This is a genomic window from Pseudonocardia sp. (assembly GCF_025965585.1).
GTDB lineage: Bacteria > Actinomycetota > Actinomycetes > Mycobacteriales > Pseudonocardiaceae > Pseudonocardia.
Window position 1 is genome coordinate 1 of sequence record NZ_JAOPWR010000431.1, and the last position, 21,079, is coordinate 21,079.

A 21,079-nucleotide genomic window follows, 5' to 3' on the forward strand; every position below is an offset into this window, starting at 1 on the left:
GTTCTACACGACGCCGATCAAGGCACTGTCCAACCAGAAGTACGCCGACCTGGTCGAGCGGTACGGGCAGGACAAAGTCGGGCTGCTCACCGGTGACAACGCGGTCAACGGCGACGCACCGGTGGTCGTGATGACCACCGAGGTGCTGCGGAACATGCTCTACGCCGACTCCCCGGCGCTCACCGACCTCGGTTACGTGGTGATGGACGAGGTCCACTACCTCGCCGACCGGTTCCGCGGCGCGGTCTGGGAGGAGGTCATCCTCCAGCTCCCCGAGCACGTGGCACTCGTCAGCCTGTCGGCCACCGTGAGCAACGCCGAGGAGTTCGGCGACTGGCTCGTCACCGTGCGCGGCGACACCACGGTCGTCGTCGACGAGGTGCGGCCCGTCCCGCTGTGGCAGCACATGATGGTCGGCAACCGGATGCTCGACCTGTTCGCGGGCGAGGACGAAGCCGGGGAGCTGCAGGTCGACCCCGATCTCGTGCGCCGCACCCGCGAGCTCGACCGGCAGAACTCGGTGTCGAGCTTCGGCGGCGGCCGGGGCCGCGGCCGGGGCAGCAGCGGTCCGCCGCGGCGCGTGCAGAGCGGGTACCGGCCACCGTCACGGGTGACGGTCATCGACCGGCTCGACCGCGAGGGGCTCCTGCCCGCCATCACGTTCGTCTTCAGCCGGGCGGGCTGCGACGCCGCCGTCGGGCAGTGCGTGCGGTCCGGCCTCAAGCTGACCCGCGACGAGGACGTCGAGGAGATCCGCCGGATCGTCGAGAAGCACACCGGCGACCTGCCGCAGGCCGACCTCGCGGTGCTCGGCTACTGGGAGTGGCGCGAGGCCCTCGAACGCGGCATCGCCGCCCACCACGCCGGGATGCTGCCCGCGTTCAAGGAGACGGTGGAGGAGCTGTTCGTCCGCGGGCTCGTGCGCGCGGTCTTCGCCACCGAGACCCTCGCGCTGGGCATCAACATGCCGGCGCGCACCGTCGTGCTGGAGCGGCTGGTCAAGTACAACGGCGAGGCCCACGCCGACCTGACGCCCGGCGAGTACACGCAGCTCACCGGGCGCGCGGGCCGCCGCGGCATCGACGTCGAGGGGCACGCCGTCGTCGTCTGGCAGCCCGGCGTCGACCCGGTGATGGTGGCCGGGCTCGCCTCCACGCGCACGTACCCGCTGCGCAGCTCCTTCCGGCCCGGCTACAACATGGCCGTCAACCTCGTCGGACGGCTGGGCACCGACGCGGCCCGCGAGCTGCTGGAGCAGTCGCTCGGGCAGTTCCAGGCCGACCGCTCGGTGGTGGGCCTCTCCCGGCGCATCGAGCGCAACGTCGAGGCGCTGGCGGGCTACGAGGAGTCGATGCAGTGCCATCTCGGCGACTTCGCCGAGTACATGGCGCTGCGCACCGAGGTCACCGCGCGGGAGAAGTCGCTGTCGCGGGAGGGCATCAGCGAGCGCCGCGAGGCCTCGGCGGAGTCGATGCGCCTGCTCAGGTCCGGTGACGTCATCGCCGTCCCCGGCGGACGGCGTGCCGGGCTGGCCGTGGTGCTCGATCCCGGCCTCGACGGCGACGCCGACCCGCGGCCCCTCGTGCTCACCGAGGACCGCTGGGCGGGCCGGCTGTCCACCGCCGACTTCCCGGCCCCCGTCGCGGCGCTCGGCCGGATGCGGCTGCCCAAGCGGGTGGACCACCGCACCCCGCGCGTGCGGCGCGACCTCGCGTCGGCACTGCGGGAGACGCGGATCGTCGCCCCGAGCACTCCACGGCGGCGGCCCCGGGGCGGCGGTGGCATGGACGACCCCGAGCTCGCCACGCTCCGACGCGCCCTGCGGGCGCACCCCTGCCACGGCTGCGACGACCGGGAGGCTCACGCGCGGTGGGCCGAGCGGCACGCGCGGCTGGAGCGGGAGACCGAGCAGCTGCGGCAGAAGGTCCGCGCCACCACGCACTCGCTGGCGCGGGCGTTCGACCGGATCCGTGGGCTGTTGTGTGAGCGGGGCTACCTCTCCGAGGAGCCCACCGTGTCCGACGGTGATGGCGACCTCGTCACCGAGCACGGCGCGCGGCTGGCGCGGCTGTGGGGCGAGTCCGACCTGCTCACGGCCGAGTGCCTGCGCCACGGCGTGTGGGACGGGCTCGACCCGGCCGAGCTCGCCGCCGTCGTCTCCGCGCTGGTCTACGAGGCGCGCCGCGACAACGGCACCATGCCGCGCGTGCCGTCGGGGGCGGTGTCGGAGGCGCTGGCAGCCACCGTCCGGCTGTGGTCGGAGCTGGAGGCCGACGAGCGCCGGCACCGGGTGGACCGCACGCGTGAGCCCGACCTCGGCTTCGCCTGGCCGATGCACCGCTGGGCTCGCGGCGAGTCGCTTTCGGCCGTGCTGACCGCGGCCGAGCAGAACGGCAGCGAGCTCACGGCGGGCGACTTCGTGCGCTGGTGCCGGCAGGTACTGGACCTGCTCGACCAGATCGCCGGGGTCGCCGGGCGCAAGAGCGGCGTCGGCAAGGTGGCCGCGCAGGCGGGAGCTGCCGTGCGGCGCGGTGTGGTCGCGGTGGGCACCTGACCCACCGCAGCTCACCGGTCGGGTCGACCGCCTGTGCGCGGCGGCCTGCCTGTGCTTTGATCGCCGGACGCACCGGCAGGCCGAGCGAGCGAGGGAGCACGATGACCACCCCCGAGGGCCCCGGCCCGTCGCACAACCCGGCCGACCCGCCCGCGTGGGGCCAGCAGCCACCCGGCGGGTGGGGCCGCCCGCAGGAGAAGGCGGCCGAGCCCGCCGACGACGAGCGCACCCAGGCCGTCGACCCCCGGGCCTGGCAGCGGCCGCAGCCGGCCGGCGACGAGCGCACGCAGGCCGTGGACCAGCGGGCGTGGCAGCAGGGGGCCGCCGCCCAGCAGGAGCCCCAGGCCACACCACAGCAGCCGTACGGACAGCAGGGGTGGGGTCCGCCACCGCAGCAGTACGGCGGCCAGCAGCCCTACGGCGCCCCGCAGTACGGGGGACCCCAGCCGACCCAGCAGTACCCGGGCGCTCAGCAGGCGTGGGGTCAGCAGGCTGCCCCGCCCGGGCAGCAGTGGGGCGGCCAGCAGCCCGACGCGCAGCAGTGGGGCCAGGGCTACCCGCCGCTGCCCGAGGCCCCCGCGACCTCCGGTCGCTCGAAGCTGCCGTTCATCCTCGGGGGCGTCGGGGTGCTCGTGGTCGCGGCGGTGCTCGTGCTCGGCTTCGTCACCCCGGGGTTCTTCGTCTCGAAGGTCTTCGACACCGCAGCCGTGCAGTCGGGCGTGCAGAAGATCCTCACCGACAGCTACGGCGTGCAGGGCGTCACGGCCGTGACCTGCGGGCAGGACATCGCGGTCACCGCTGGCGCCTCGTTCACCTGCGACGCCACGATCGACGGCCAGCACGTCAAGGTTCCGGTCCGCATCACCAGCAGCAGCGGGGACTACCAGGTCGGCCGCCCGGCCTGATCGGGATCTCGGTGTCGCCGGATCCGGTGATCGGGCAGCATCGGACCCCGTGAGCCACGACGTCCGCTTCCTCGGCCCCGACGACCTGCGCGCCGCCCACCACCTGTTCGCGAGCGCCCTGCTGCACGCCCCGCTGGACGACGCCGCATGGGCGTCCGCGGGTGCGGCGAGCTACGCCCCGGGCCGCACGCTGGGTGTGCACGGTGCCGACGGCACCACGCTCGTCTCCACGGCCACCTCGTTCCCGACCACCACGGCCGTGCCCGGCGGGGAGCTCCCCACGGCCGCCGTCACGCGCGTCGGTGTCCGGGCCGACCACACCCGCCGCGGCCTGCTCACAGCCCTCATGCGAGCCCAGCTGGAGGACGTCGCGGAGCGCGGGGAGGTGCTCGCGTCGCTGCGTGCGTCCGAGGCGCGGATCTACGGCCGGTTCGGCTACGGGGTGGCCAGCCGCGGGCGCTCGGTGCGCGTGCGGCGCTCCGGCCTCGGATGGCGCGCGGGCGCCCCCGCCGGCGGCACCGTGCGGCTGATCGACGCCGCCGAGATCCCGGCCGTCGTCGCACCGCTGCACGACCGGCTCGCCCGGTGCCGCACCGGTGGGATCAGCCGTACGGCGGGCTGGTGGGGCAGCATGCTGACGCGGCTCACCGACACCCACGCGGTGCTCGCGGCCGTGCACACCGGCCCGGACGGCGACGACGGGTTCGCGCTGGCCGTCCCCTCCGACGGCGAGACCTTCGGCCGGGCGACGCTCGCGGTGAAGGACCTGCACGCGGCGGGTCCCGGGGCGACGGCCGGACTGTGGCGGTTCCTGCTCGACGTCGACCTCGTCGGGGCCGTCGAGGCCGATCTCCGCCCGCTCGACGAGCCCCTGGAGCTGCTGCTGGCCGACCCGCGCGACTGCACCGTCACCGGCGTCGACGACGAGACGTGGCTGCGGGTCGTCGACGTGCCCGCGGCGCTGGCCGCCCGCTCGTGGGGCGAGGCCGAACCCGTCCTGCTGGGCGTGCACGACCCGCTGCTCCACGCCAACAGCGGCGTCTACCGGATCGGCGACGGCGCCGCCGAGCGCACCACGGGCACCGCCGACCTGGAGTGCGGCGTGGCCGCGCTGGCGATGGCCTACCTCGGCGACCGGCGCCCCTCGGAGCTGGCCGCCACGGGCTGGTGGACGGGCCACGACCCGAAGGCCCTCGCCCGGGCCGACGCGGCCTTCTCCACCGGCACGGTGCCGTGGTGCGGCACGTTCTTCTGACCTGGGAGCCGGCGGCTGCTCAGCCCGCGGCGCGGGCCAGCGCGGTCTGCAGGCGTTCCACCGAGCTGCCCAGCCCCCAGCGCTCCGCGAGCTCCGCGAGCCGCTCCGGGTCGACGGGCGCGGCGGGCAGGGCGTCGTCGCGGTCGAGGCGCACGTCGGCATCGGTGGCCACCCGCACCACGGGCTCCACGACGGCCAGGTAGCCGGACGCCGCCGCGAGCTTGGCGCGGACGGGCGGGGTGAGCCGGGTGTCGGTGCGGTCCAGCACGGCGGCGCACAGGTCGGTCCAGGTGTCGAAGCGGCCGACGAGGGTGGCGGCCGTCTTGGCCCCGACGCCGGGCACGCCCGGCAGGCCGTCGGAGGGGTCGCCGCGCAGCATCGCCATCTCGGCGTAGGCCTCCCCGGCGCGGCCGGCGGGCACGCCGTACTTCTCGGCCACCTCCTGCGGCCCGAGGTGCTCGGCCTTCGCGAGCCCCCGCCCCACGTAGAGCAGCCGCACCGGCACGGGCTCGTCGCGCACGATCTGCATGAGGTCGCGGTCGCCGCTCACGGCCAGCACCGGGTCCTTCCGCTCGCCCGCGGCGAGCGTTCCGATGACGTCGTCGGCCTCGTAGCCCTCCGCACCGCCGGTGGCGATCCCCGCCGCTGCGAGCACCTCGAGGATGATCGGGACCTGCGGCGCGAGGGTGTCGGGCACCTCCTCCGCCAGGCCCGGGGGCGCGGTGTCGGGCTCACCGGGCAGGCGGTGTGCCTTGTAGCTGGGCAGGGCGTCGACGCGGAACGCCGGCCGCCAGTCGAGGTCCAGACAGACCACGAGCCGCGACGGTCGCCACTCCGTCACCAGGCGCGAGACCATGTCGGTGAACCCGCGCACCGCGTTGACGGGCGTGCCGTCGGGCGCGGTCATCGACTCGGGCACCCCGTAGTAGGCGCGGAAGTACAGGCTCGCGGCGTCCAGCAGCATCAGCGGCGCAGGTGCGGTCACGCCGCCAGAGCTTGCCGGAATACCCTGAACGGCATGACACCGGCCGTACCGACCGCGCTGCTCGCCGACCGTCTCCGCCGTGCCGGGGAGGTCGCCGCCGACCAGGACGTCGAGCTGTTGCTCATCACCCCGGGCACCGACCTGCGCTACCTCATCGGTGCCGACGGCGAGTCGCACGAGCGCCTCACCTGCCTCCTGGTGCCCGCCGCGGGCCACCTCGCGCCGCCGGCGATCGTCGTGCCGCGGCTCGAGGCGCCCGGCCTCGCCGCGCTCGGGCTGGAGGAGCTGGGCGTCGAGGTGATCACCTGGAACGACGGGGAGGACCCGTATCTCCTGGTCAGCGACCTCGCCGGCGGGCCCACGCGGCTCGCCGTCACCGACTCGATGCCGGCCGCGCACGTCTTCGGCGTGCGCGACGCGCTGCCCGACGCCGCGCAGTCGCTCGCCGGCCCGATCATCCGCGAGCTGCGGATGCGCAAGGACGCCGCCGAGGTGGCCGAGCTGCGGGCCGCGGGCGCGGCCATCGACCGCGTGCACGCGCGCATGGGCGAGTTCCTCAAGGCCGGCCGCACCGAGGCCCAGGTGGGCGCCGACATCGCGGCCGCCATCGTCGAGGAGGGCCACACCTCCGCGGCGTTCGTCATCGTCGGCTCCGGCCCGAACGGCGCGAGCCCCCACCATGACGTGTCCGACCGCGTGATCGAGAACGGCGACGTCGTAGTGATCGACATCGGCGGCCCGCTGCCGAGCGGCTACAACTCCGACTGCACGCGCACCTACGCCGTCGGAGCCGAGCCGTCGGCCGAGATCCGCGAGTCCTACGCGGTGCTGCAGGACGCACAGGCCCGCTCGGTGGCGGCCGTCCGCCCCGGCGTCACGGCCGAGCAGGTGGACGAGGCCGCGCGCGGCCCGATCACCCAGGCGGGCCTGGGGGAGCGGTTCATCCACCGCACCGGCCATGGCATCGGCCTCGACGTGCACGAGGAGCCCTACATCGTCGGCGGCAACGCCCGGCCCCTGGAGCCGGGCATGGCGTTCAGCGTGGAGCCCGGTGTGTACCTCGACGGCCAGTGGGGGGCCCGCATCGAGGACATCGTGGTGGTCACGGAGGAGGGCAGCGAGAGCCTGAACAACCGCAGCCACGACCTGGTGGTCCTCTAGGCCGTGGCTGTGGATCTCCGTTTGTGATGGCCGGGCCCTCATCGAACAAGATCCCAGGCCACGGCCTGGGCGGCAGCGGGCGCCGGCGAGTCCGTACCCAGGTGGGCGTGGCCGTCGGCGCCCGCAACGCAGGCGGCCTGCGTGGCCCCGGAGCGGACGAGGTCGCCCAGGCAGCGGCCCATCTCGGCGTGGGCGGCGGCGTTCGGGTGGAACGACTCCTGGGCCAGGTGGAAGCCGACGGCGTCGAGCCCGCCGTACACGAGCGCCTCGGGGTCGACCGTGATGCGCCGCTGCCACTCCTGCGTGTAGGGCGTGTGCGAGCAGGCCTCGTAGCTCTCGGTGGCGCGGTCGAGATCGAGGAACCGCGCCCCGGTGCGGGCGGCGACGCCCGCCACGGCGGCCGCCATCGCCGGGAACAGCACGGTGCGGCCCCACCGTGCGTCGGCGCGGCTGTACGGGCAGCCCTGAGCGGCCGGCAGGGGCACCGACCGCTCGGTGACCGGTGCCGCGTAGGACGCCAGCACGAGCACGTACACGTCCGGGTCGTAACCGGCGCGGTGCATCGCCTCCCGCACGTCGCGGACCGCGCCCTCCACCTTCGTGGCGGTGGCGGCCATCCGGGCGGGCAGGAGCGGACCGAGAGTGTCGCGGCAGGGCGGCACCGACGGGTCGAGGAACGCGCGGATGCAGGTGACGCCGGTGGCGTTGAGCCCGGCGTCGTCGTTGGCGCCGACCTGCAGCACCACCGTGGTGACGCGGTACCGCTGCGCGACGCCGACCAGCCGCTCGGCCTGCGAGGCCTCGGTGTAGTGCCCGCCGGGCCCGAACGCGACGTCGGCGGCCGTCGCGCCGGAGCACGCCAGGTTCACCGCGACCGGCGCCAGCCCCGTGCCGTTCACGTAGGCGTGGGGGGAGCGGTGGCACCAGTCGCCGTTCTCGCCGCGGGTGCCGGGCTCGTAGTCACCCGCCCCCTCGCCGGACGCGGCACTGTCGCCGAGGGCGACGACGGCGGCCTGCCGGGCGTCCCGCGCCAGCGCGGGTGACGCACCCGGCAGCACGAGCGCGGCCGCGGCGGCCAGGGTGATCACGAGGCGGTGGGGTCGAGGCACACCGAGGACGCTAAGGCGTGGGCGTGGCCCTGACCAGGGCGTTTGCACTCGCCTGTGGACAACTCGTGATCGTCGCCGCGGGCGGAGCAGCGAGCGCGCACGCTCGGCGACCGCCGTCACCCGGCCGGGTCGGCTCCGGGGAGCCCCGGGGGAAGATCCGGGCGTTCCCCGAGTGCGTCCGCCTCTCCGACGAGGAGAGTGGACCTCAGCGGCGAGATCCGTCGCAACGGAAGGAGCCCCTCGGTGGCATCGACACTGACCCGCCCTCGCAACGGGAAGGTCATCGCCGGCGTCTGCGCCGGTCTGGCGGAGCGCTTCGGCTGGAACGCGAACGTGGTCCGGCTGCTGTTCCTACTGTCCTGCCTGCTGCCCGGCCCACAGTTCCTCATCTACATCGTGCTGTGGGTCATCATGCCCAAGCGGGCCTACTGATCGGTCGGCACGCGACCGGGGGGCATCATCCACGGGTGCCCCGCACCCTGCTGCTCGGCATCCGGGTCCTCGACCCGGACGCCCCGGCCGGCCCGGCCGCCCTCGAGATCGACGGGGGCCGCGTCACGTTCGCCGGCCCGGTCGCCGAGGCCCGCGACCGCGCCTCCGGTGCCGTCGTCCACGACCTCGACGGCGCCGTCGTCACCCCCGCCTTCGTCGACGCCCACGTCCACGCGACGGCCACCGGCCTGCTGGTCGACGGTCTCGACCTGACCGGCTGCCCGTCGTCCGAGGCCCTGCTCGACGCCGTCGCCCGCCGCGCAGCCCAGCGTCCCGGCGCCCTGATCTGGGGCCACGGCTGGCAGGAGACGGGCTGGCCGGGCCTGCCCACGCGGGCCGAGATCGACCGCGCGGCGGCGGGCGCACCCGTCTACCTCAGCCGGATCGACGTGCACTCCGCGCTGGTGTCCTCGGCGCTGCTCGACAGGGCCCCCGGCGCCGTCGGCCCTGTCGGATGGTCGGACGGCCCGCTCTCCGCCGACGCCCATCACCACGCCCGCCGGGCGGCCCTGACCGCGGTCGACGGCGACGTGCGGGTTGCGGCGCAGCGGGCGTTCCTGTGGGAGGCCGCGTCGCGGGGCGTGGCCGTGGTGCACGAGTGCGCGGGGCCGGTCATCTCCTCGGCCGCCGACCTGGCGTCCCTGCGCGCGCTGGCCGGGCCGGCCTCCCCGGCGGTCGTCGGGTACTGGGGCGAGGCCGTCACCGCTGCCGACCAGGCCCGCGACCTGCTCGCGGCCACCGGCGCGCACGGGCTGGCCGGCGACCTGTTCGTCGACGGCTCCCTCGGGTCCCGTACCGCCGCACTGCGCGAGCCCTACGCCGACGCCCCGGGGTGCACCGGCAACCGCTACCTCGACGCCGCCGCCGTCGGCGCCCACGTGACGGCGTGCACCCTCGCCGGTGTCCAGGCGGGTTTCCACGTGATCGGGGACGCGGCCGCGGACGTCCTCGTCGAGGGCCTGCGCCGCGCCGTCTCCGCGACCTCCGCCGACACCGTCCGGGCCGCCGTGCACCGGGTGGAGCACCTGGAGATGGTCGACGCCGCCCAGCGCCGGGTCCTCGCCGACCTCGGCGTCGTCGCCAGCGTCCAGCCGGTGTTCGACGCGTTCTGGGGCGGTCGGGAGGGGATGTACGCCGAGCGGCTGGGCGCCGGCCGGGCCGCCCCGATGAACCCCCTCGCCGCGTTGCGGGACGAGGGGGTGACGCTCGCGCTGGGCTCGGACTCGCCCGTCACGCCGGTCGGGCCGTGGGACGCGGTGCGGGCGGCGGTCGAGCACCGCACGCCCGGATCGGGGCTGAGTGCGGCCGAGGCCCTCACCGCCCACACGGCCGGAGGCCATCGCGCCGCGGGGGACCGTTCCCCGCAGGCCGGACGGCTCGTCGCAGGCGCCGCGGCCACGTACGCGATCTGGGACGGCGCGGGCCCTCTCCACGGCGGCCCCACCCCGCGGTGCCTGGCGACCGTCCGGGACGGCCGGCGGCTGGACGTTCCGGGGTCCCCGCGGGCGACGAGCGGCGCTGGCGTCTCCTAGACGGTGCGGTGGCCACGAACGTCGCCGGGTTGATCGCGGGACCCAGGTGGTTCCTCGCAAGGCACCGCCCGCAGCTCACCGGGCGGGGTGTTCGCCAGGGCGGCAACGCCGCGACGGGCCCCCCGGGCCCGCGAGCGACCCGGTGGGGGTTCGTCGCTGCCGCACCGGGTCCGGACGCGGGGGGTGGCGGTCGCGAGCGGCCGGTGTGGCAGGATGCCCGCCGTGACGACGCGGACCAGCGGTGTGGGCGTGGCCCTCTGCTGTCCGGGGTGCTGTCGCTGCTGTTGCAGCTGACCCCCGGCCCCGTCCTCCTGCCGCCCCGCGGCCCGCACGTCTGCGAACCCCTCATGGCTGCTCGTCTCGACCTCCGCCGCCCCGATCTGCGTGGTCACACCGTCCTCGTCCTGCACGCCCACCCCGACGACGAGTCGATCTTCACCGGCATCACGCTGCGCCGTCTCGCCGACGCGGGGGCCCGCACGGTGCTCGTCGTCGCCACGGCGGGGGAGCTGGGGGAGTCCCGCGTGCCGCTCCGCGTCGGCGAGACCATCCCGGAGCGCCGCATCGCCGAGCTCGAACGGTCGGCCGAGCTGCTCGGCGTCTCGCGGCTGGTGCTGCTGGGCCGCCGCGACTCCGGCCTGCCCGGCTGGGCCAGCGCCTCCCACGCCCGTGCGCTCGCCGTGGCCGATCCCGTGCGCCTCGCCCGCACCGTCGCGGAGATCGCCGACGACGAGAGCGCCGGCACCCTCGTCCACGACGACGAGCACGGCATCTACGGCCACCCCGACCACCGGGCCACCCACCGCATCGGCGCCACCGCGGCCGTCCTGGTCGGAGCCGCCGGCTACCGGATGACCGTCGACCGCGAGCACCTGCACGTCAGCGCCCGCGACCGGCACCTCGTGCACGGGGCCGCCCGCTCCGCGCAGGTGGCCTTCGGCCGCGTGACCGCGGAGATCTCGCTCGCCGTCGGGGGATCGGCGCGGGAGCTCGCCTGCAAGCGCGCCGCGATCACCGCCCACGAGAGCCAGGTGGACCCCGACGCCGTTCCGGTGGACGGCTTCGCCGACGCCTACGGCTACGAGTGGTACCGCCGCACCGGCGCCCCCGGCGTCCTCGACGCGCTGGGCAACGCCCACCTCCTGGCCGGCGCGTGCTCCCACGCTTCGACGAGCGGCGCCCTCGTCGGGACGTAGGCGACGGGGGCGCCGTCGTCGCGGGTGCGCGGCGCGATCACGGTTGCGCCACGCGTCGACCGCGCGTGAGCGTCGGGGTGGGGGCCCGCGACGGCGGCGTCGTAGGCTCCTGCGGTGGCCGTACCCACCGCCGATCCCACCGCGCCCGATCCACCCGGGTCGACCGTTTCGCAAGCTCCTCGTGATCCCCGGAGCCGTGGCTGGGCCGAGCTGCTCGCCCGCGCCGTCGGGGCGTTCGGCGGCGGCCTGCTGCTGTACTACAGCTTCCCGCCCCGCACGCTGTGGTGGCTGGCGATGCCGGCGCTGGCCCTGCTGGGGGTCGCGGTGCACGGGCGGCGTGCCCGAGCCGGGTTCGGTTACGGCTTCCTGTTCGGCATGGGCTTCCTGCTGCCGCTGCTGACGTGGATCGGCGCCCTCGTCGGCCCGGTGCCGTGGGTGGCGCTCGTGGTGCTCGAGTCCCTGTTCGTCGGCCTCGCCGGTGCGGGGATGGCGCTGGTTTCCCGGTTGCCCGCGGCGCCGGTGTGGGCGGCCGCCGTGTGGTGCGCGGGCGAGTCGCTGCGGGGGCGCGTCCCGTTCGGCGGGCTGCCGTGGGGGCGCGTCGGCTTCGGCCAGCCCGCAGGGCCGCTGCTGCCCGTCGCGTCGATCGGCGGCGTGCCGCTGCTGTCGTTCGTCACCGTGCTGACCGGGCTGGCGCTCGGCGAGCTCGTCCGCCGGCTCGTCGTCCACCGCTCGGAGGCCCCGCGCTCGCGCGCGCGTAGCCTGCTCGTGCCGGCCGTGCTCGGCGTTGTCGCGATGCTCACCGGCCCGCTCGCCGCGCTCGTGCCCGCCACGGGGGGAGGCCCGGCGAAGTCGGTCACCATCGCCGCGGTGCAGGGCAACGTGCCGCGCATGGGCCTGGACTTCAACTCCCAGCGCCGTGCCGTCCTCGACGACCACGTCGCCGAGACGATCAAGCTCGCCGACGAGGTCGCGGCCGGCACCGTCCCGAAGCCGGACATCGTGATCTGGCCGGAGAACTCCAGCGACATCGACCCCCTCCAGAACCCCGACGCCGCCGCGCAGATCGACCGCGCCGCGCAGGCCGTCGGCGTCCCGATCCTCGTCGGCGCAGTGCTCCAGAACCCCGACGGCGTCACCACCAGCAACTCCGCGCTCGTGTGGCTGGCCGGGCAGGGCGTGGTGGAGCGGGCCGACAAGCGCCGCGTGCAGCCCTTCGGCGAGTACATGCCGTGGCGCTCGTTCTTCGCCCACTTCTCCTCGTACGTCGCCCGGGCCGGCTACTTCGTGCCCGGCAACGGGCCCGGCGTGGTGCAGATGGCCGGCGTGGACGTCGGCGTCACGATCTGCTGGGAGGTCGCGTTCGACGACCTCGTCGAGGACAGCGTGAACAACGGCGCGCAGGTGCTCGCCGTGCCGAGCAACAACGCCACGTTCGGGTTCACCGAGATGACCTACCAGCAGCTCGCCATGTCGCAGGTGCGCTCGGTTGAACACGACCGTGCATCCGTCGTCGCCACCACGAGCGGCGTCAGCGCCATGATCGCGCCGGACGGTACGGTCACCCAGAGCACGAAGCAGTTCACGCCGGCCGTGCTCGTCGAACGCACACCGCTGCTCGACACCACTACGCTGGCCACCCGGCTGGCATCCACACCCGAGTGGGTGCTGGTCGCGTTGGCTGTGGTGGCGGTCGGTGCGGTGGTCGTGACGCGCCGGCGGCAGAAGAGGCTCCGAGGAAAGGACGAGGATGGCTGAGCCGCTCAGGCCGGTGCTCGTGGTGGTCCCGACGTACAACGAGCGGGAGAACCTCGGTCCGGTGCTGTCGAGGCTGCACGCGGCCGTGCCCGATGCTGATGTGCTCGTCGTGGACGACGCCAGCCCCGACGGCACCGGGCAGCTCGCCGACGAGATGGCCGCGGCCGACAAGCGGGTCCGGGTGCTGCACCGCACCGAGAAGACCGGGCTGGGTGCCGCCTACCTCGCCGGTTTCGCCGAGGCGCTGAAGGGCGAGCACCAGGTCGTCGTCGAGATGGACGCCGACGGGTCGCACGCACCCGAGGACCTGCCCTCGCTCCTGGAGGCGCTCTCCGACGCCGACCTCGTGCTCGGGTCGCGCTACGTCCCGGGTGGTGAGGTGGTCAACTGGCCCGGCCACCGCGAGTGGATCTCCCGCACCGGCAACCTCTACTCGCGGCTGGCCCTCGGTGTGTCCATTCGCGACATCACCGGCGGCTACCGCGTGTTCCGGCGCCAGGTGCTCGAGGAGCTCGACATCTCGTCGGTGTCGTCGCAGGGCTACTGCTTCCAGGTCGACATGGCGTGGCGGGCGGTGCAGGCCGGCTTCCGCGTGCGCGAGGTGCCCATCACCTTCGCCGAGCGGGAGCGCGGCGCGTCCAAGATGAGCAGCACGATCGTGGTCGAGGCGCTGTGGCGCGTCACCCAGTGGGGTGCGGCCCGGCTGCTGCGCCGCGGCGAGGGCACCACGCGCTCCCGTCCCGCTCCGGGCGGTGGCGCCGACGCCGCCGCCGACGACCCGGCCCACCGGGTCGTCGGACCGGCCACCGCGCCCCTCACGGGCACCACCGCGCCCGAGCCCGCGCCCCCTGCGGAACCGACCCCACGCGATACCGTGGCCTCGGACGGCACACTCCGCGCATGAGCGAGACGCGGGAGGAACTCTCGTGGGAGCTGTTCGGCACGGCGTCGCGTGAGCTTGCCGAGCAGGTGGCCGCCGACGGCTACATCCCCGACATCATCCTGTCGATCGCGCGTGGCGGCCTGTTCGTCGCAGGCGCGCTCGGCTACGCCCTGGACGTGAAGAACCTGCACGTCATGAACGTCGAGTTCTACACCGCCGTGGACGAGCGGTTGCCCGTGCCGATCGTGCTGCCGCCCGTGCCGAACGTGGTGGACCTTTCCGGGGCGCGCGTCCTGGTGGCCGACGACGTCGCCGACACCGGGGCCACGCTCAAGCTGGTGCGCGACTTCTGCATCGGGCACGTGGCCGACGTCCGCTGCGCGGTGGTCTACGAGAAGCCGCACAGCACCGTCACGTGCGAGTACGTGTGGCGCCGCACCGACAAGTGGATCAACTTCCCCTGGTCGTCGCAGCCGCCCGTGGTGCAGCGCGACGGCCAGGTCCTCGATGCCTGAGCACACGAATAAGCCGGGCCCTCGTGAGGACCCGGCTTATTCATGTCGCGTCAGGCGATCTCGCGACGTCGCTCGGCCAGCAGCTCCAGGCGCTCCGCGAGCAGCACCTCCAGGTCGGCCACCGAGCGGCGCTCGAGCAGCATGTCCCAGTGGGTGCGCGGAGGCTTGGCCTTCTTCTGCTCCGGCTCGACGCCGTCCACCAGCTTGGAGATGCTGCCGTGCAGGCGGCACTCCCAGGTGGACGGAGCCTCGGCATCGTTCGCGAAGGGCACCTCGAAGTCGTGCCCACGCGGGCACGCGTAGCGCATCGACTGCCGCGGCGCGAGGTCGTGGTTGCGATCGGTCTCGTAGCTGACAGCCCCGAGCCGGCTGCCACGGAGCACGCGGTCGGCCATGCGTCTACCTCCCGTTCCTAGTCGAGGGAGCCTCCCCCGACCTATCACCACCGGGTGTAACGTCTCACCAGCAGACGTTCATTCCCGCCATCGGAGCGGACCGTGTCTCGGTGTCGTCATTTGACTGACACCTGACGTTTGCCGCCCCGATCAACGAGTGTCCACCATCCGGGGCGATCGCACACGCGGTTGTGACGTGTCAGCCAACTGTGACTTATGTCACCCGTCTGCGACGTGGTGTTTACACGAGAGCAGGTTGCGCGTTACCGGCCGGCCGGAATGCCCGTCTGAGCGGCACGAACGCCGGACCGCCATCCCGGCCGGCGCGATCCGGGTGGTGGTCACGCCGGCGTCCGCTGCGGGGGGCGCACCGGCAACAGCGCCGCCAGACCGGCGACGAGGACGAGCAGGATGCCGACGATGCCCGCGCGCGGCGCCCCGAAGATCGACGTGAACAGGGCGAACAGGGTGGGGGCGATGAACGAGACCGCGCGACCGGTGGTGGCGTAGAGGCCGAAGAGCTGCCCCTCCCGGCCACCGGGTGCGAGCCGGGCGAGGAACGTCCGCGACGACGACTGCGCCGGCCCCACGAACAGCGTCAGGATCAGCCCGAAGATCCAGAAGTTCACGGGCCCGGAGACGAACAGCAGCACCACCGCGTCGAGGATCAGTCCGATCAGGGACCCGACGATCACGGGCTTCGGGCCGGTCCGGTCCTCGAGCCACCCGGCCGTCAGCGCCCCCGCGGCCGAGACGACGTTGGCCGCGATCCCGAAGATCAGCACGTCGCCGGCGCCGATGCCGTACACCGTCACCGCGAGCACCGCGCCGAACGTGAAGATCGCGGCCAGCCCGTCGCGGAAGAGCGCGCTGGCGACGAGGAAGAACACCGTCTGCGGGCTGCTGCGGTACAGCGCGGCCAGGTCACGGAAGAGCTTGCGGTACGAGCCGACGACGCCGAGGCGGGCCTCACGGTCGGGCGCGGGCGGCACCTCGGGCACCCGCAGGAACAGCGGCAGCGCGAACACGAGGAACCACACGGCGGCGACGACGGCCACCACGCGGATGTTCAGTCCGCCCTCGGTCGGGACGCCGAGGAGTCCGCGGGTGTCGCCGTCACCGGCGATGAGTCCCGTGTAGACGGCCAGGAGCAGCACGATGCCGCCGAAGTAGCCCATCGACCAGCCGAAGCCCGAGACCCGGCCCATGTTCGCCGGCGAGCAGACCTGCACGAGCATCGCGTTGTAGGACACCGAGGCGAGCTCGTAGAAGATCGAGCCCAGACTCAGCAGCAGCAGGCCGATCCAGAGGTACGTGTAGTCGTCGCGCACGACGAACAGCGCCCCCATCACCACGACGGTGAGGATCGTCCAGACGACCGTGGAGAGCTTGCGCCTGCCCGCGGAGTCGGCCCGCTGCCCGAGCACCGGGGCCGCCAGCGCGATGACCAACCCGGCGGCGCCGAGCGCGTACCCCAGCCAGGCGCTGGCGTCGATCGAGCCCGGCAGGCCCTTCCCGACGGAGTCGGTGAGGTACACCGAGAACACGAACGTCAGGATCACGGCGTTGTAGGCCGACGAGCCCCAGTCCCACAGACCCCAGGCGATCACCGGTCCCCGCCGGACGGACGTGACGGACGTGACGGTGCTCATGCGCGGGAGACTAACGGCGTCCGTCTCCCGTGCGCCGACAGCGCGGCCAGGGGCTCACGACACCCAGGCGTCGCGTCGCTGCAGCACGTCGCGCAGGACGTCGGGACGGTCGGACAGCAGGCCGTCGACGCCGAGGTCGAGCAGCTCGTCCATCTCACCCGGGTCGTCGACGGTCCAGACGTGCACCTCGCGCTGCGTGGAATGGGCGGCGCGCAGCAGCGCCTCGTCGACGACGGTGAGCGGCCCCAGCCGCCGCGGCAGCTGCGCCAACCGGCCCCGGACGGGCGGCACGGGCAGCCTCCGGAGCGGGCCGGGCAGCGCGTCGAGCCAGGCCCGGCTGCGCAGCCCGACCGCCGAGGCCTGCCCCATGGACGTCATGAGCTGCGCCCCACCACCCGCGCGCGCCCGGTCGAGCCAGCGCTCCATGAACCCGCCGACGCAGACGCGGTGCCAGGCGTCCAGACGCTCCAGCACGCTCAGCACCGGCGTGACGACGGCGCCGGACTTCAGCTCGATCGTGAGGCGCACCTCGGGCAGCTCCGTGAGCACCTGCTCCAGCCGCGGGATCGGTTCCTTCCCCCGCACCCTCACCTCGGCGATCGCGGCAGCCGTGAGGTCGACGATGAAGCCGTGGCCGTCGGTGGTGCGGTCGAGCGTGGCGTCGTGGTGCACGAAGGCCACCCCGTCGGAGCTCGCGTGCACGTCGAGCTCGATATAGCCGAACCCCTCGTCGGCGGCGCGATGGAAGGCCGCGAGCGTGTTCTCGAGCCCGGCGAGGTCATCGACGTGCCAGCCCCGGTGCGCGTAGGCGCGGGGGAAGGGCCCGTCGAGATAGGGGTGGTGGTCCACGAGCGCAGACACTGCCATCCCGCGCGATCACCCGCGACGGGGCAGACGTTGCGGGTCGGTGAACAGCGGGGCGAGCAGGTCGCCGTGCTCGGCGATGCGGGCCGGGACGTCGTCGAGGGTGAACACGAGGTCCTCGGGCCTGCGGCAGGCGCGCACCTCGTCCCAGGTGACCGGCGTGGCGACGGTAGGGCGGGCGCGGCCGCGCAGCGAGTAGCTGGCGATGGTGGTCTTGTGCGGGTTGTTCTGGCTCCAGTCGACGAACACCCGCCCGCGGCGGCGGGCCTTCGTCATCACCGCGATGACCTGCGCGGGCGTCTCCCTCGCCAGGTCCTCGGCCAGCGCCTTGGCGAACTCCGAGGTCTGCTCGGGCCGCGTGACCGTGACCGGCAGGTAGAGCTGCATGCCCTTGCCGCCGCTCGTGCGCGGGTAGGCCACCAGCCCGTCGTCGGCCAGGCGGTCGGCGATGCGCTCGGCCACGCGGGCGCAGTCGACGACCGTGGTGCCCTCACCCGGGTCGAGGTCGAACACCACCAGGTCCGGCGTCCGGTGTCCGCCGCGGGGCCCGAGACGCCACTGCGGCACGTGCAGCTCGAGCGCCGCGAGGTTCGCCGCCCAGGCCAGCCCTTCGACGTCGTCGATGACCGGGAAGTCGGCGTTCTCGGAGCGCCCACCCGGCGTGCCGACGCGGGCCGTGCGGATCCACGGCGGCGCGTGCCGGGAGACGTCCTTCTCGAAGAACGAGCCGTGCTCGACGCCGTCGGGCCAGCGGACCATCGTCACCGGCCGGTCCGCGAGGTGGGGCAGCATCACCTCGGCGACGGACAGGTAGTACGCCAGCACGTCGGCCTTGGTGGTGCCGGTCATCGGGTAGAGAACCTTGCGGGGGTTGGTGAGCCGGGCGCGGCCCGTGCGCTCCGGCGGGGCGTCCTTCTCCCGGGCGAGCACCTCCACCCAGCTCGGGCTCGGGCCGGGCGTGTACGGCGAGCCGGGGTCCTTCGCGATCACCGACGGCAGCCCCTGCTCCCGCACCGCCGCCACGACCTCGGCCCCGCCGTCCGGGAAGACCGGGGCGAGCCGCCAGTGCGGCCCTGCCGGCGCGAGCTCCTCCAGCAGGGCCCGGCGCTCGCGGAACGGCAGGGGAGCTGTGTCGCGGCCGTCGAGGTGCAGCAGGTCGCCGATCCACAGCTCGCCCGCGCCGGTCAGCTCGGCGTCCAGCATCACCGGGGTTGCGCCGAGGGAGGGACCCAGCTCGCGTGGCCCGCCGACCTCCGCGCCGTCGGCGTCGGTGTAGCGGGCGCGCCCGCCGTCCACCCGGACGATCACGCGCCGGCCCCCGAAGCCGGCCTGCAGCCAGTGGTCGCGGGGGAGCGGGCCCGGGGTGGCGAGCATCGGGCGGGCGTCGGAGGGGAGCGGGTCACGGTCCGGGGCAGGATCGGAGCGGCGCAGCAGCCAGGCGTCCTTCTCCCCCTCGCGCGGGGTACGGATGAACACGAAGCGCCCGCGCGCCCGCCGTCCGGACAACCGGACGATCACCTCGCGACGGTTCCACTTCTCGGTCTCGTACGTGCCGGCGTCCCAGATCGTCATGGTGCCGCCGCCGTACTCGCCGGCCGGGATCTCGCCGGAGAACTCCAGGTACTCGATCGGATGGTCCTCGGTGCGCACCGCCAGCCTGACGACGTCCGGGTCGCTCGGGAGGCCCTTCGGCACGGCCCACGAGGCGAGCACACCGTCGCGCTCGAGGCGGACGTCCCAGTGCAGGCTGCGGGCGTGGTGCTCCTGGACGACGAACCGGTCGCCCCGCCCGGGAGCCGGGTCGGCTTCGGGCAGCGGCTCCGGCGTGCGCGACGCGTCGCGCTTGCGGCGGTACTCGTCGAGCGGCACACACACAGGTTAGGACTGCCTGCCTCTTGCGCGCCCGCCCGTCGGACTGAGAGCATAGGCTCGCCTTACCAGAGGGAGTCCTACGAGAAGACGGGACGGCGATGTACGTCTGCATCTGTGCAGCGGTGACCGACACCGAGGTCAGGTCCTGCATCGCGCGCGGTGCGCGCACCGTCGAGGAGGTCGGCGAGGCCTGTGAGGCCGGCACCGGTTGCGGCTCCTGCCACGACCACATCGATGTCTTCCTCGCCGCGGGCCACGCGCCGTCCGAGCTGGCCGAGCTGCCCATCTCGGCCTAACCGATCCTCAGGGTCGCCTCGCCTGTCCAGAGCCGATCCTGCGTCGGTCACGATCATGACGCGACGATACGGTCACGGTCTCCCGAACCTCGACCAAAAGGACAGCAGCCGTGCGTGGCGACCCCGAGATCATTGCTCTGCTCAACGATCAGCTGACGAGCGAGCTGACGGCCATCAACCAGTACTTCCTGCACGCGAAGATGCAGGCCAACTGGGGCCTGACGAAGCTCGCGGCCTACACCCGCGACGAGTCGATCGACGAGATGAAGCATGCGGAGAAGATCACCGACCGCATCCTGTTCCTCGAAGGTCTGCCGAACTACCAGAAGCTCGGCACCCTGAAGATCGGCCAGACGGTCAAGGAGCAGCTCGAGGCCGACCTGTCGATCGAGCTCGCCGTCGTCGAGCGGCTGCGTCCGGGGATCATCATGTGCCGTGGCAAGGGCGACCACACGTCGGCCAACCTCCTCGAGGAGATCCTCGCCGACGAGGAGCACCACATCGACTACATCGAGACCAACCTCGAGCTGATCGACAAGCTCGGTGAGCAGCTCTACCTCGCGCAGCTGGTGGACCAGCCGCCGGTCCCGGGCTGATCACTCCTGTCATAACGAGGGGTCCCGGCTCCATCCGGCGCCGGTAGGGGTTCGAAGGTACGTTCGAACCATGACCGACAATGGACAGGTGTCCGGGGCGAGCAATCCCGAGAAGGATCCCGACGACTGGACCACCGGCGATGAGCCGATGACCGGCCCGCAGCAGTCGTACCTCCAGACGTTGGCGCAGCAGGCCGGTGAGCAGGTCCCCGCCGAGAACCTGACGAAGGCCGACGCCTCGAAGCTCATCGACGAGCTGCAGGAGAAGGCCGGACGCGGTTAGCGCGCCGTCGGGGGCGTCCCGGACTCCCGGGACGCCCCCCTCGCGGCTCGTCCGTCGATCCGATAATCGAAGTTATGACAGTTCGACTCCGGACGGCCGCCCGAGAGGGGCGTTTCGGTTCCCCGGCCGCGGGTATCTCGCACGTCATCAGTCGGTCGACGATGTCCCGCACGGGCCGGAAATGGTGACATGACATGAAGATCCTCATGGTGCTGACCTCGCACGACAAACTCGGCGACACCGGGCGCAAGACCGGGTTCTGGCTCGAGGAGTTCGCGGCCCCCTACTACGTCTTCTCCGACGCCGGCGCGGACATCACCCTCGCCTCGCCCAAGGGCGGGCAGCCGCCGCTCGACCCGCGCAGCGACGAGCCCGACTCGCAGACCGACGCGACGCGGCGGTTCCGGGCCGACAAGGAGGCGCAGGCGAAGCTCGCCAACACCGAGAAGCTCGCGAACGTCTCCGCCGGGGACTTCGACACCGTCTTCTACCCCGGCGGGCACGGCCCGATGTGGGACATGCCCGACAACCGCGAGTCGATCGCGCTGCTCGAGGGGTTCCTCGCCGCCGACAAGCCGATCGCGGCCGTGTGCCACGCTCCCGCGGCGCTGGTGAACGTCCGCAGGCCGGACGGGTCCTACCTCGTGGTCGACCGGCACGTCACGGGCTTCGCCGACGAGGAGGAGGCCGGGGTCGGCCTCACCGACGTGGTGCCGTTCCTGCTCGAGGACCGTCTCGCGGACCTCGGTGCCACGTACGGCCGCAGCAAGGCCTGGGGC

At 73.7% G+C, this 21,079-nt stretch carries 19 protein-coding genes and 1 pseudogene; 14 read left to right on the top strand and 6 right to left on the bottom strand.

Annotation, left to right across the window (positions count from 1 at the left end; all coding sequences use genetic code 11):
- The 3 genes from JWR81_RS26630 to JWR81_RS26640 all read left to right on the top strand — a co-directional run.
- Nucleotides 1-2,554: DEAD/DEAH box helicase (locus tag JWR81_RS26630; RefSeq protein ID WP_297658837.1), on the top strand; the 2,554-nt coding region annotated here is incomplete at its 5' end.
- 101 nt (nt 2,555-2,655) lie between these two features.
- A complete protein-coding gene (locus tag JWR81_RS26635; RefSeq protein WP_297658839.1) occupies nt 2,656-3,459 on the top strand; it encodes a DUF4333 domain-containing protein in 804 nt (267 codons plus the stop codon).
- Nucleotides 3,460-3,508: 49 nt separating this feature from the next.
- Nucleotides 3,509-4,714 carry a GNAT family N-acetyltransferase gene (locus JWR81_RS26640; protein WP_297658841.1) on the top strand — a complete coding sequence of 402 codons (1,206 nt, stop codon included), beginning with the start codon at nt 3,509-3,511 and terminating at the stop codon, nt 4,712-4,714.
- Between the two features lie 19 nt (nt 4,715-4,733).
- Here JWR81_RS26640 and JWR81_RS26645 read toward each other — a convergent pair whose 3' ends face one another.
- Nucleotides 4,734-5,678: a 5'-3' exonuclease gene (locus tag JWR81_RS26645; RefSeq protein ID WP_297658879.1), complete on the bottom strand. Its 945-nt coding sequence runs from the start codon at nt 5,676-5,678 to the stop codon at nt 4,734-4,736.
- Nucleotides 5,679-5,732: 54 nt separating this feature from the next.
- Between JWR81_RS26645 and JWR81_RS26650 the strand changes: the two genes are divergently transcribed.
- The gene (locus JWR81_RS26650) at nt 5,733-6,860 is read left to right on the top strand and encodes a Xaa-Pro peptidase family protein (protein ID WP_297658842.1); all 1,128 of its coding nucleotides are present in this window, start codon (nt 5,733-5,735) and stop codon (nt 6,858-6,860) included.
- A 38-nt stretch (nt 6,861-6,898) separates the two neighbouring features.
- Here JWR81_RS26650 and JWR81_RS26655 read toward each other — a convergent pair whose 3' ends face one another.
- Complete coding sequence (locus tag JWR81_RS26655) at nt 6,899-7,969, bottom strand: GDSL-type esterase/lipase family protein (RefSeq protein ID WP_297658844.1); 1,071 nt, start codon at nt 7,967-7,969, stop codon at nt 6,899-6,901.
- 243 nt (nt 7,970-8,212) lie between these two features.
- Here JWR81_RS26655 and JWR81_RS26660 point away from each other — a divergent pair, with 243 nt between their 5' ends.
- The 6 genes and pseudogenes from JWR81_RS26660 to JWR81_RS26685 all read left to right on the top strand — a co-directional run bounded on the left by JWR81_RS26660 (nt 8,213) and on the right by JWR81_RS26685 (nt 14,342).
- Complete coding sequence (locus JWR81_RS26660; RefSeq protein ID WP_297658846.1) at nt 8,213-8,401, top strand: PspC domain-containing protein; 189 nt, start codon at nt 8,213-8,215, stop codon at nt 8,399-8,401.
- Nucleotides 8,402-8,436: 35 nt separating this feature from the next.
- A complete protein-coding gene (locus tag JWR81_RS26665) occupies nt 8,437-9,993 on the top strand; it encodes an amidohydrolase (protein ID WP_297658853.1) in 1,557 nt (518 codons plus the stop codon).
- Between the two features lie 269 nt (nt 9,994-10,262).
- The gene (locus JWR81_RS26670; RefSeq protein WP_297658855.1) at nt 10,263-11,189 is read left to right on the top strand and encodes a PIG-L deacetylase family protein; all 927 of its coding nucleotides are present in this window, start codon (nt 10,263-10,265) and stop codon (nt 11,187-11,189) included.
- 114 nt (nt 11,190-11,303) lie between these two features.
- Nucleotides 11,304-12,944, top strand: a complete 1,641-nt coding sequence (gene lnt / locus JWR81_RS26675) for an apolipoprotein N-acyltransferase (RefSeq protein ID WP_297658857.1) — start codon at nt 11,304-11,306, stop codon at nt 12,942-12,944.
- Nucleotides 12,937-13,638, top strand: a pseudogene (locus JWR81_RS26680) (polyprenol monophosphomannose synthase); the annotation flags it as partial. The gene lnt and the pseudogene JWR81_RS26680, both read left to right, overlap by 8 nt.
- 206 nt (nt 13,639-13,844) lie before the next feature.
- On the top strand, nt 13,845-14,342 hold the full coding sequence (locus JWR81_RS26685; RefSeq protein ID WP_297658859.1) for a phosphoribosyltransferase: 498 nt from the start codon (nt 13,845-13,847) through the stop codon (nt 14,340-14,342).
- Nucleotides 14,343-14,392: 50 nt separating this feature from the next.
- On the opposite strand, the gene JWR81_RS26690 is transcribed toward JWR81_RS26685, so the two are convergent.
- The 4 genes from JWR81_RS26690 to ligD all read right to left on the bottom strand — a co-directional run bounded on the left by JWR81_RS26690 (nt 14,393) and on the right by ligD (nt 19,122).
- A complete protein-coding gene (locus tag JWR81_RS26690) occupies nt 14,393-14,737 on the bottom strand; it encodes an RNA polymerase-binding protein RbpA (protein ID WP_297658861.1) in 345 nt (114 codons plus the stop codon).
- 341 nt (nt 14,738-15,078) lie between these two features.
- The gene (locus JWR81_RS26695) at nt 15,079-16,389 is read right to left on the bottom strand and encodes an MFS transporter (RefSeq protein WP_297658864.1); all 1,311 of its coding nucleotides are present in this window, start codon (nt 16,387-16,389) and stop codon (nt 15,079-15,081) included.
- Between the two features lie 54 nt (nt 16,390-16,443).
- Nucleotides 16,444-17,256 carry a glycerophosphodiester phosphodiesterase family protein gene (locus JWR81_RS26700; protein ID WP_297658866.1) on the bottom strand — a complete coding sequence of 271 codons (813 nt, stop codon included), beginning with the start codon at nt 17,254-17,256 and terminating at the stop codon, nt 16,444-16,446.
- 9 nt (nt 17,257-17,265) lie between these two features.
- Nucleotides 17,266-19,122 (bottom strand): non-homologous end-joining DNA ligase, encoded by a 1,857-nt coding sequence (gene ligD, locus JWR81_RS34560; protein ID WP_367278862.1) that lies wholly within the window; start codon nt 19,120-19,122, stop codon nt 17,266-17,268.
- Between the two features lie 101 nt (nt 19,123-19,223).
- Between ligD and JWR81_RS26715 the strand changes: the two genes are divergently transcribed.
- The 4 genes from JWR81_RS26715 to JWR81_RS26730 form a co-directional block, all read left to right on the top strand.
- A complete protein-coding gene (locus tag JWR81_RS26715) occupies nt 19,224-19,421 on the top strand; it encodes a bacterioferritin-associated ferredoxin (protein ID WP_297658868.1) in 198 nt (65 codons plus the stop codon).
- A 110-nt stretch (nt 19,422-19,531) separates the two neighbouring features.
- Entirely contained in the window at nt 19,532-20,017 is a 486-nt protein-coding gene (gene bfr / locus JWR81_RS26720) for a bacterioferritin (RefSeq protein ID WP_297658870.1), read from the top strand.
- 70 nt (nt 20,018-20,087) lie between these two features.
- Nucleotides 20,088-20,300, top strand: coding sequence for a DUF3072 domain-containing protein (locus JWR81_RS26725; RefSeq protein ID WP_297658875.1), 213 nt, complete (start codon nt 20,088-20,090; stop codon nt 20,298-20,300).
- 194 nt (nt 20,301-20,494) lie between these two features.
- Nucleotides 20,495-21,079, top strand: a 585-nt coding sequence (locus JWR81_RS26730) for a type 1 glutamine amidotransferase domain-containing protein (protein ID WP_297658877.1), incomplete at its 3' end; no start/stop codon positions are given.

What these genes read in the sequence shown, in the direction of transcription:
- JWR81_RS26635 (WP_297658839.1), top strand. Translation starts at nt 2,656, where the DNA reads ATGACCACCCCCGAGGGCCCCGGCCCGTCGCACAACCCGGCCGACCCG.
- JWR81_RS26645 (WP_297658879.1), bottom strand. Translation starts at nt 5,678, where the DNA reads ATGCTGCTGGACGCCGCGAGCCTGTACTTCCGCGCCTACTACGGGGTG.
- JWR81_RS26650 (WP_297658842.1), top strand. Translation starts at nt 5,733, where the DNA reads ATGACACCGGCCGTACCGACCGCGCTGCTCGCCGACCGTCTCCGCCGT.
- JWR81_RS26685 (WP_297658859.1), top strand. Translation starts at nt 13,845, where the DNA reads ATGAGCGAGACGCGGGAGGAACTCTCGTGGGAGCTGTTCGGCACGGCG.
- JWR81_RS26690 (WP_297658861.1), bottom strand. Translation starts at nt 14,737, where the DNA reads ATGGCCGACCGCGTGCTCCGTGGCAGCCGGCTCGGGGCTGTCAGCTAC.
- JWR81_RS26695 (WP_297658864.1), bottom strand. Translation starts at nt 16,389, where the DNA reads ATGAGCACCGTCACGTCCGTCACGTCCGTCCGGCGGGGACCGGTGATC.
- JWR81_RS26700 (WP_297658866.1), bottom strand. Translation starts at nt 17,256, where the DNA reads ATGGCAGTGTCTGCGCTCGTGGACCACCACCCCTATCTCGACGGGCCC.
- JWR81_RS26715 (WP_297658868.1), top strand. Translation starts at nt 19,224, where the DNA reads ATGTACGTCTGCATCTGTGCAGCGGTGACCGACACCGAGGTCAGGTCC.
- JWR81_RS26725 (WP_297658875.1), top strand. Translation starts at nt 20,088, where the DNA reads ATGACCGACAATGGACAGGTGTCCGGGGCGAGCAATCCCGAGAAGGAT.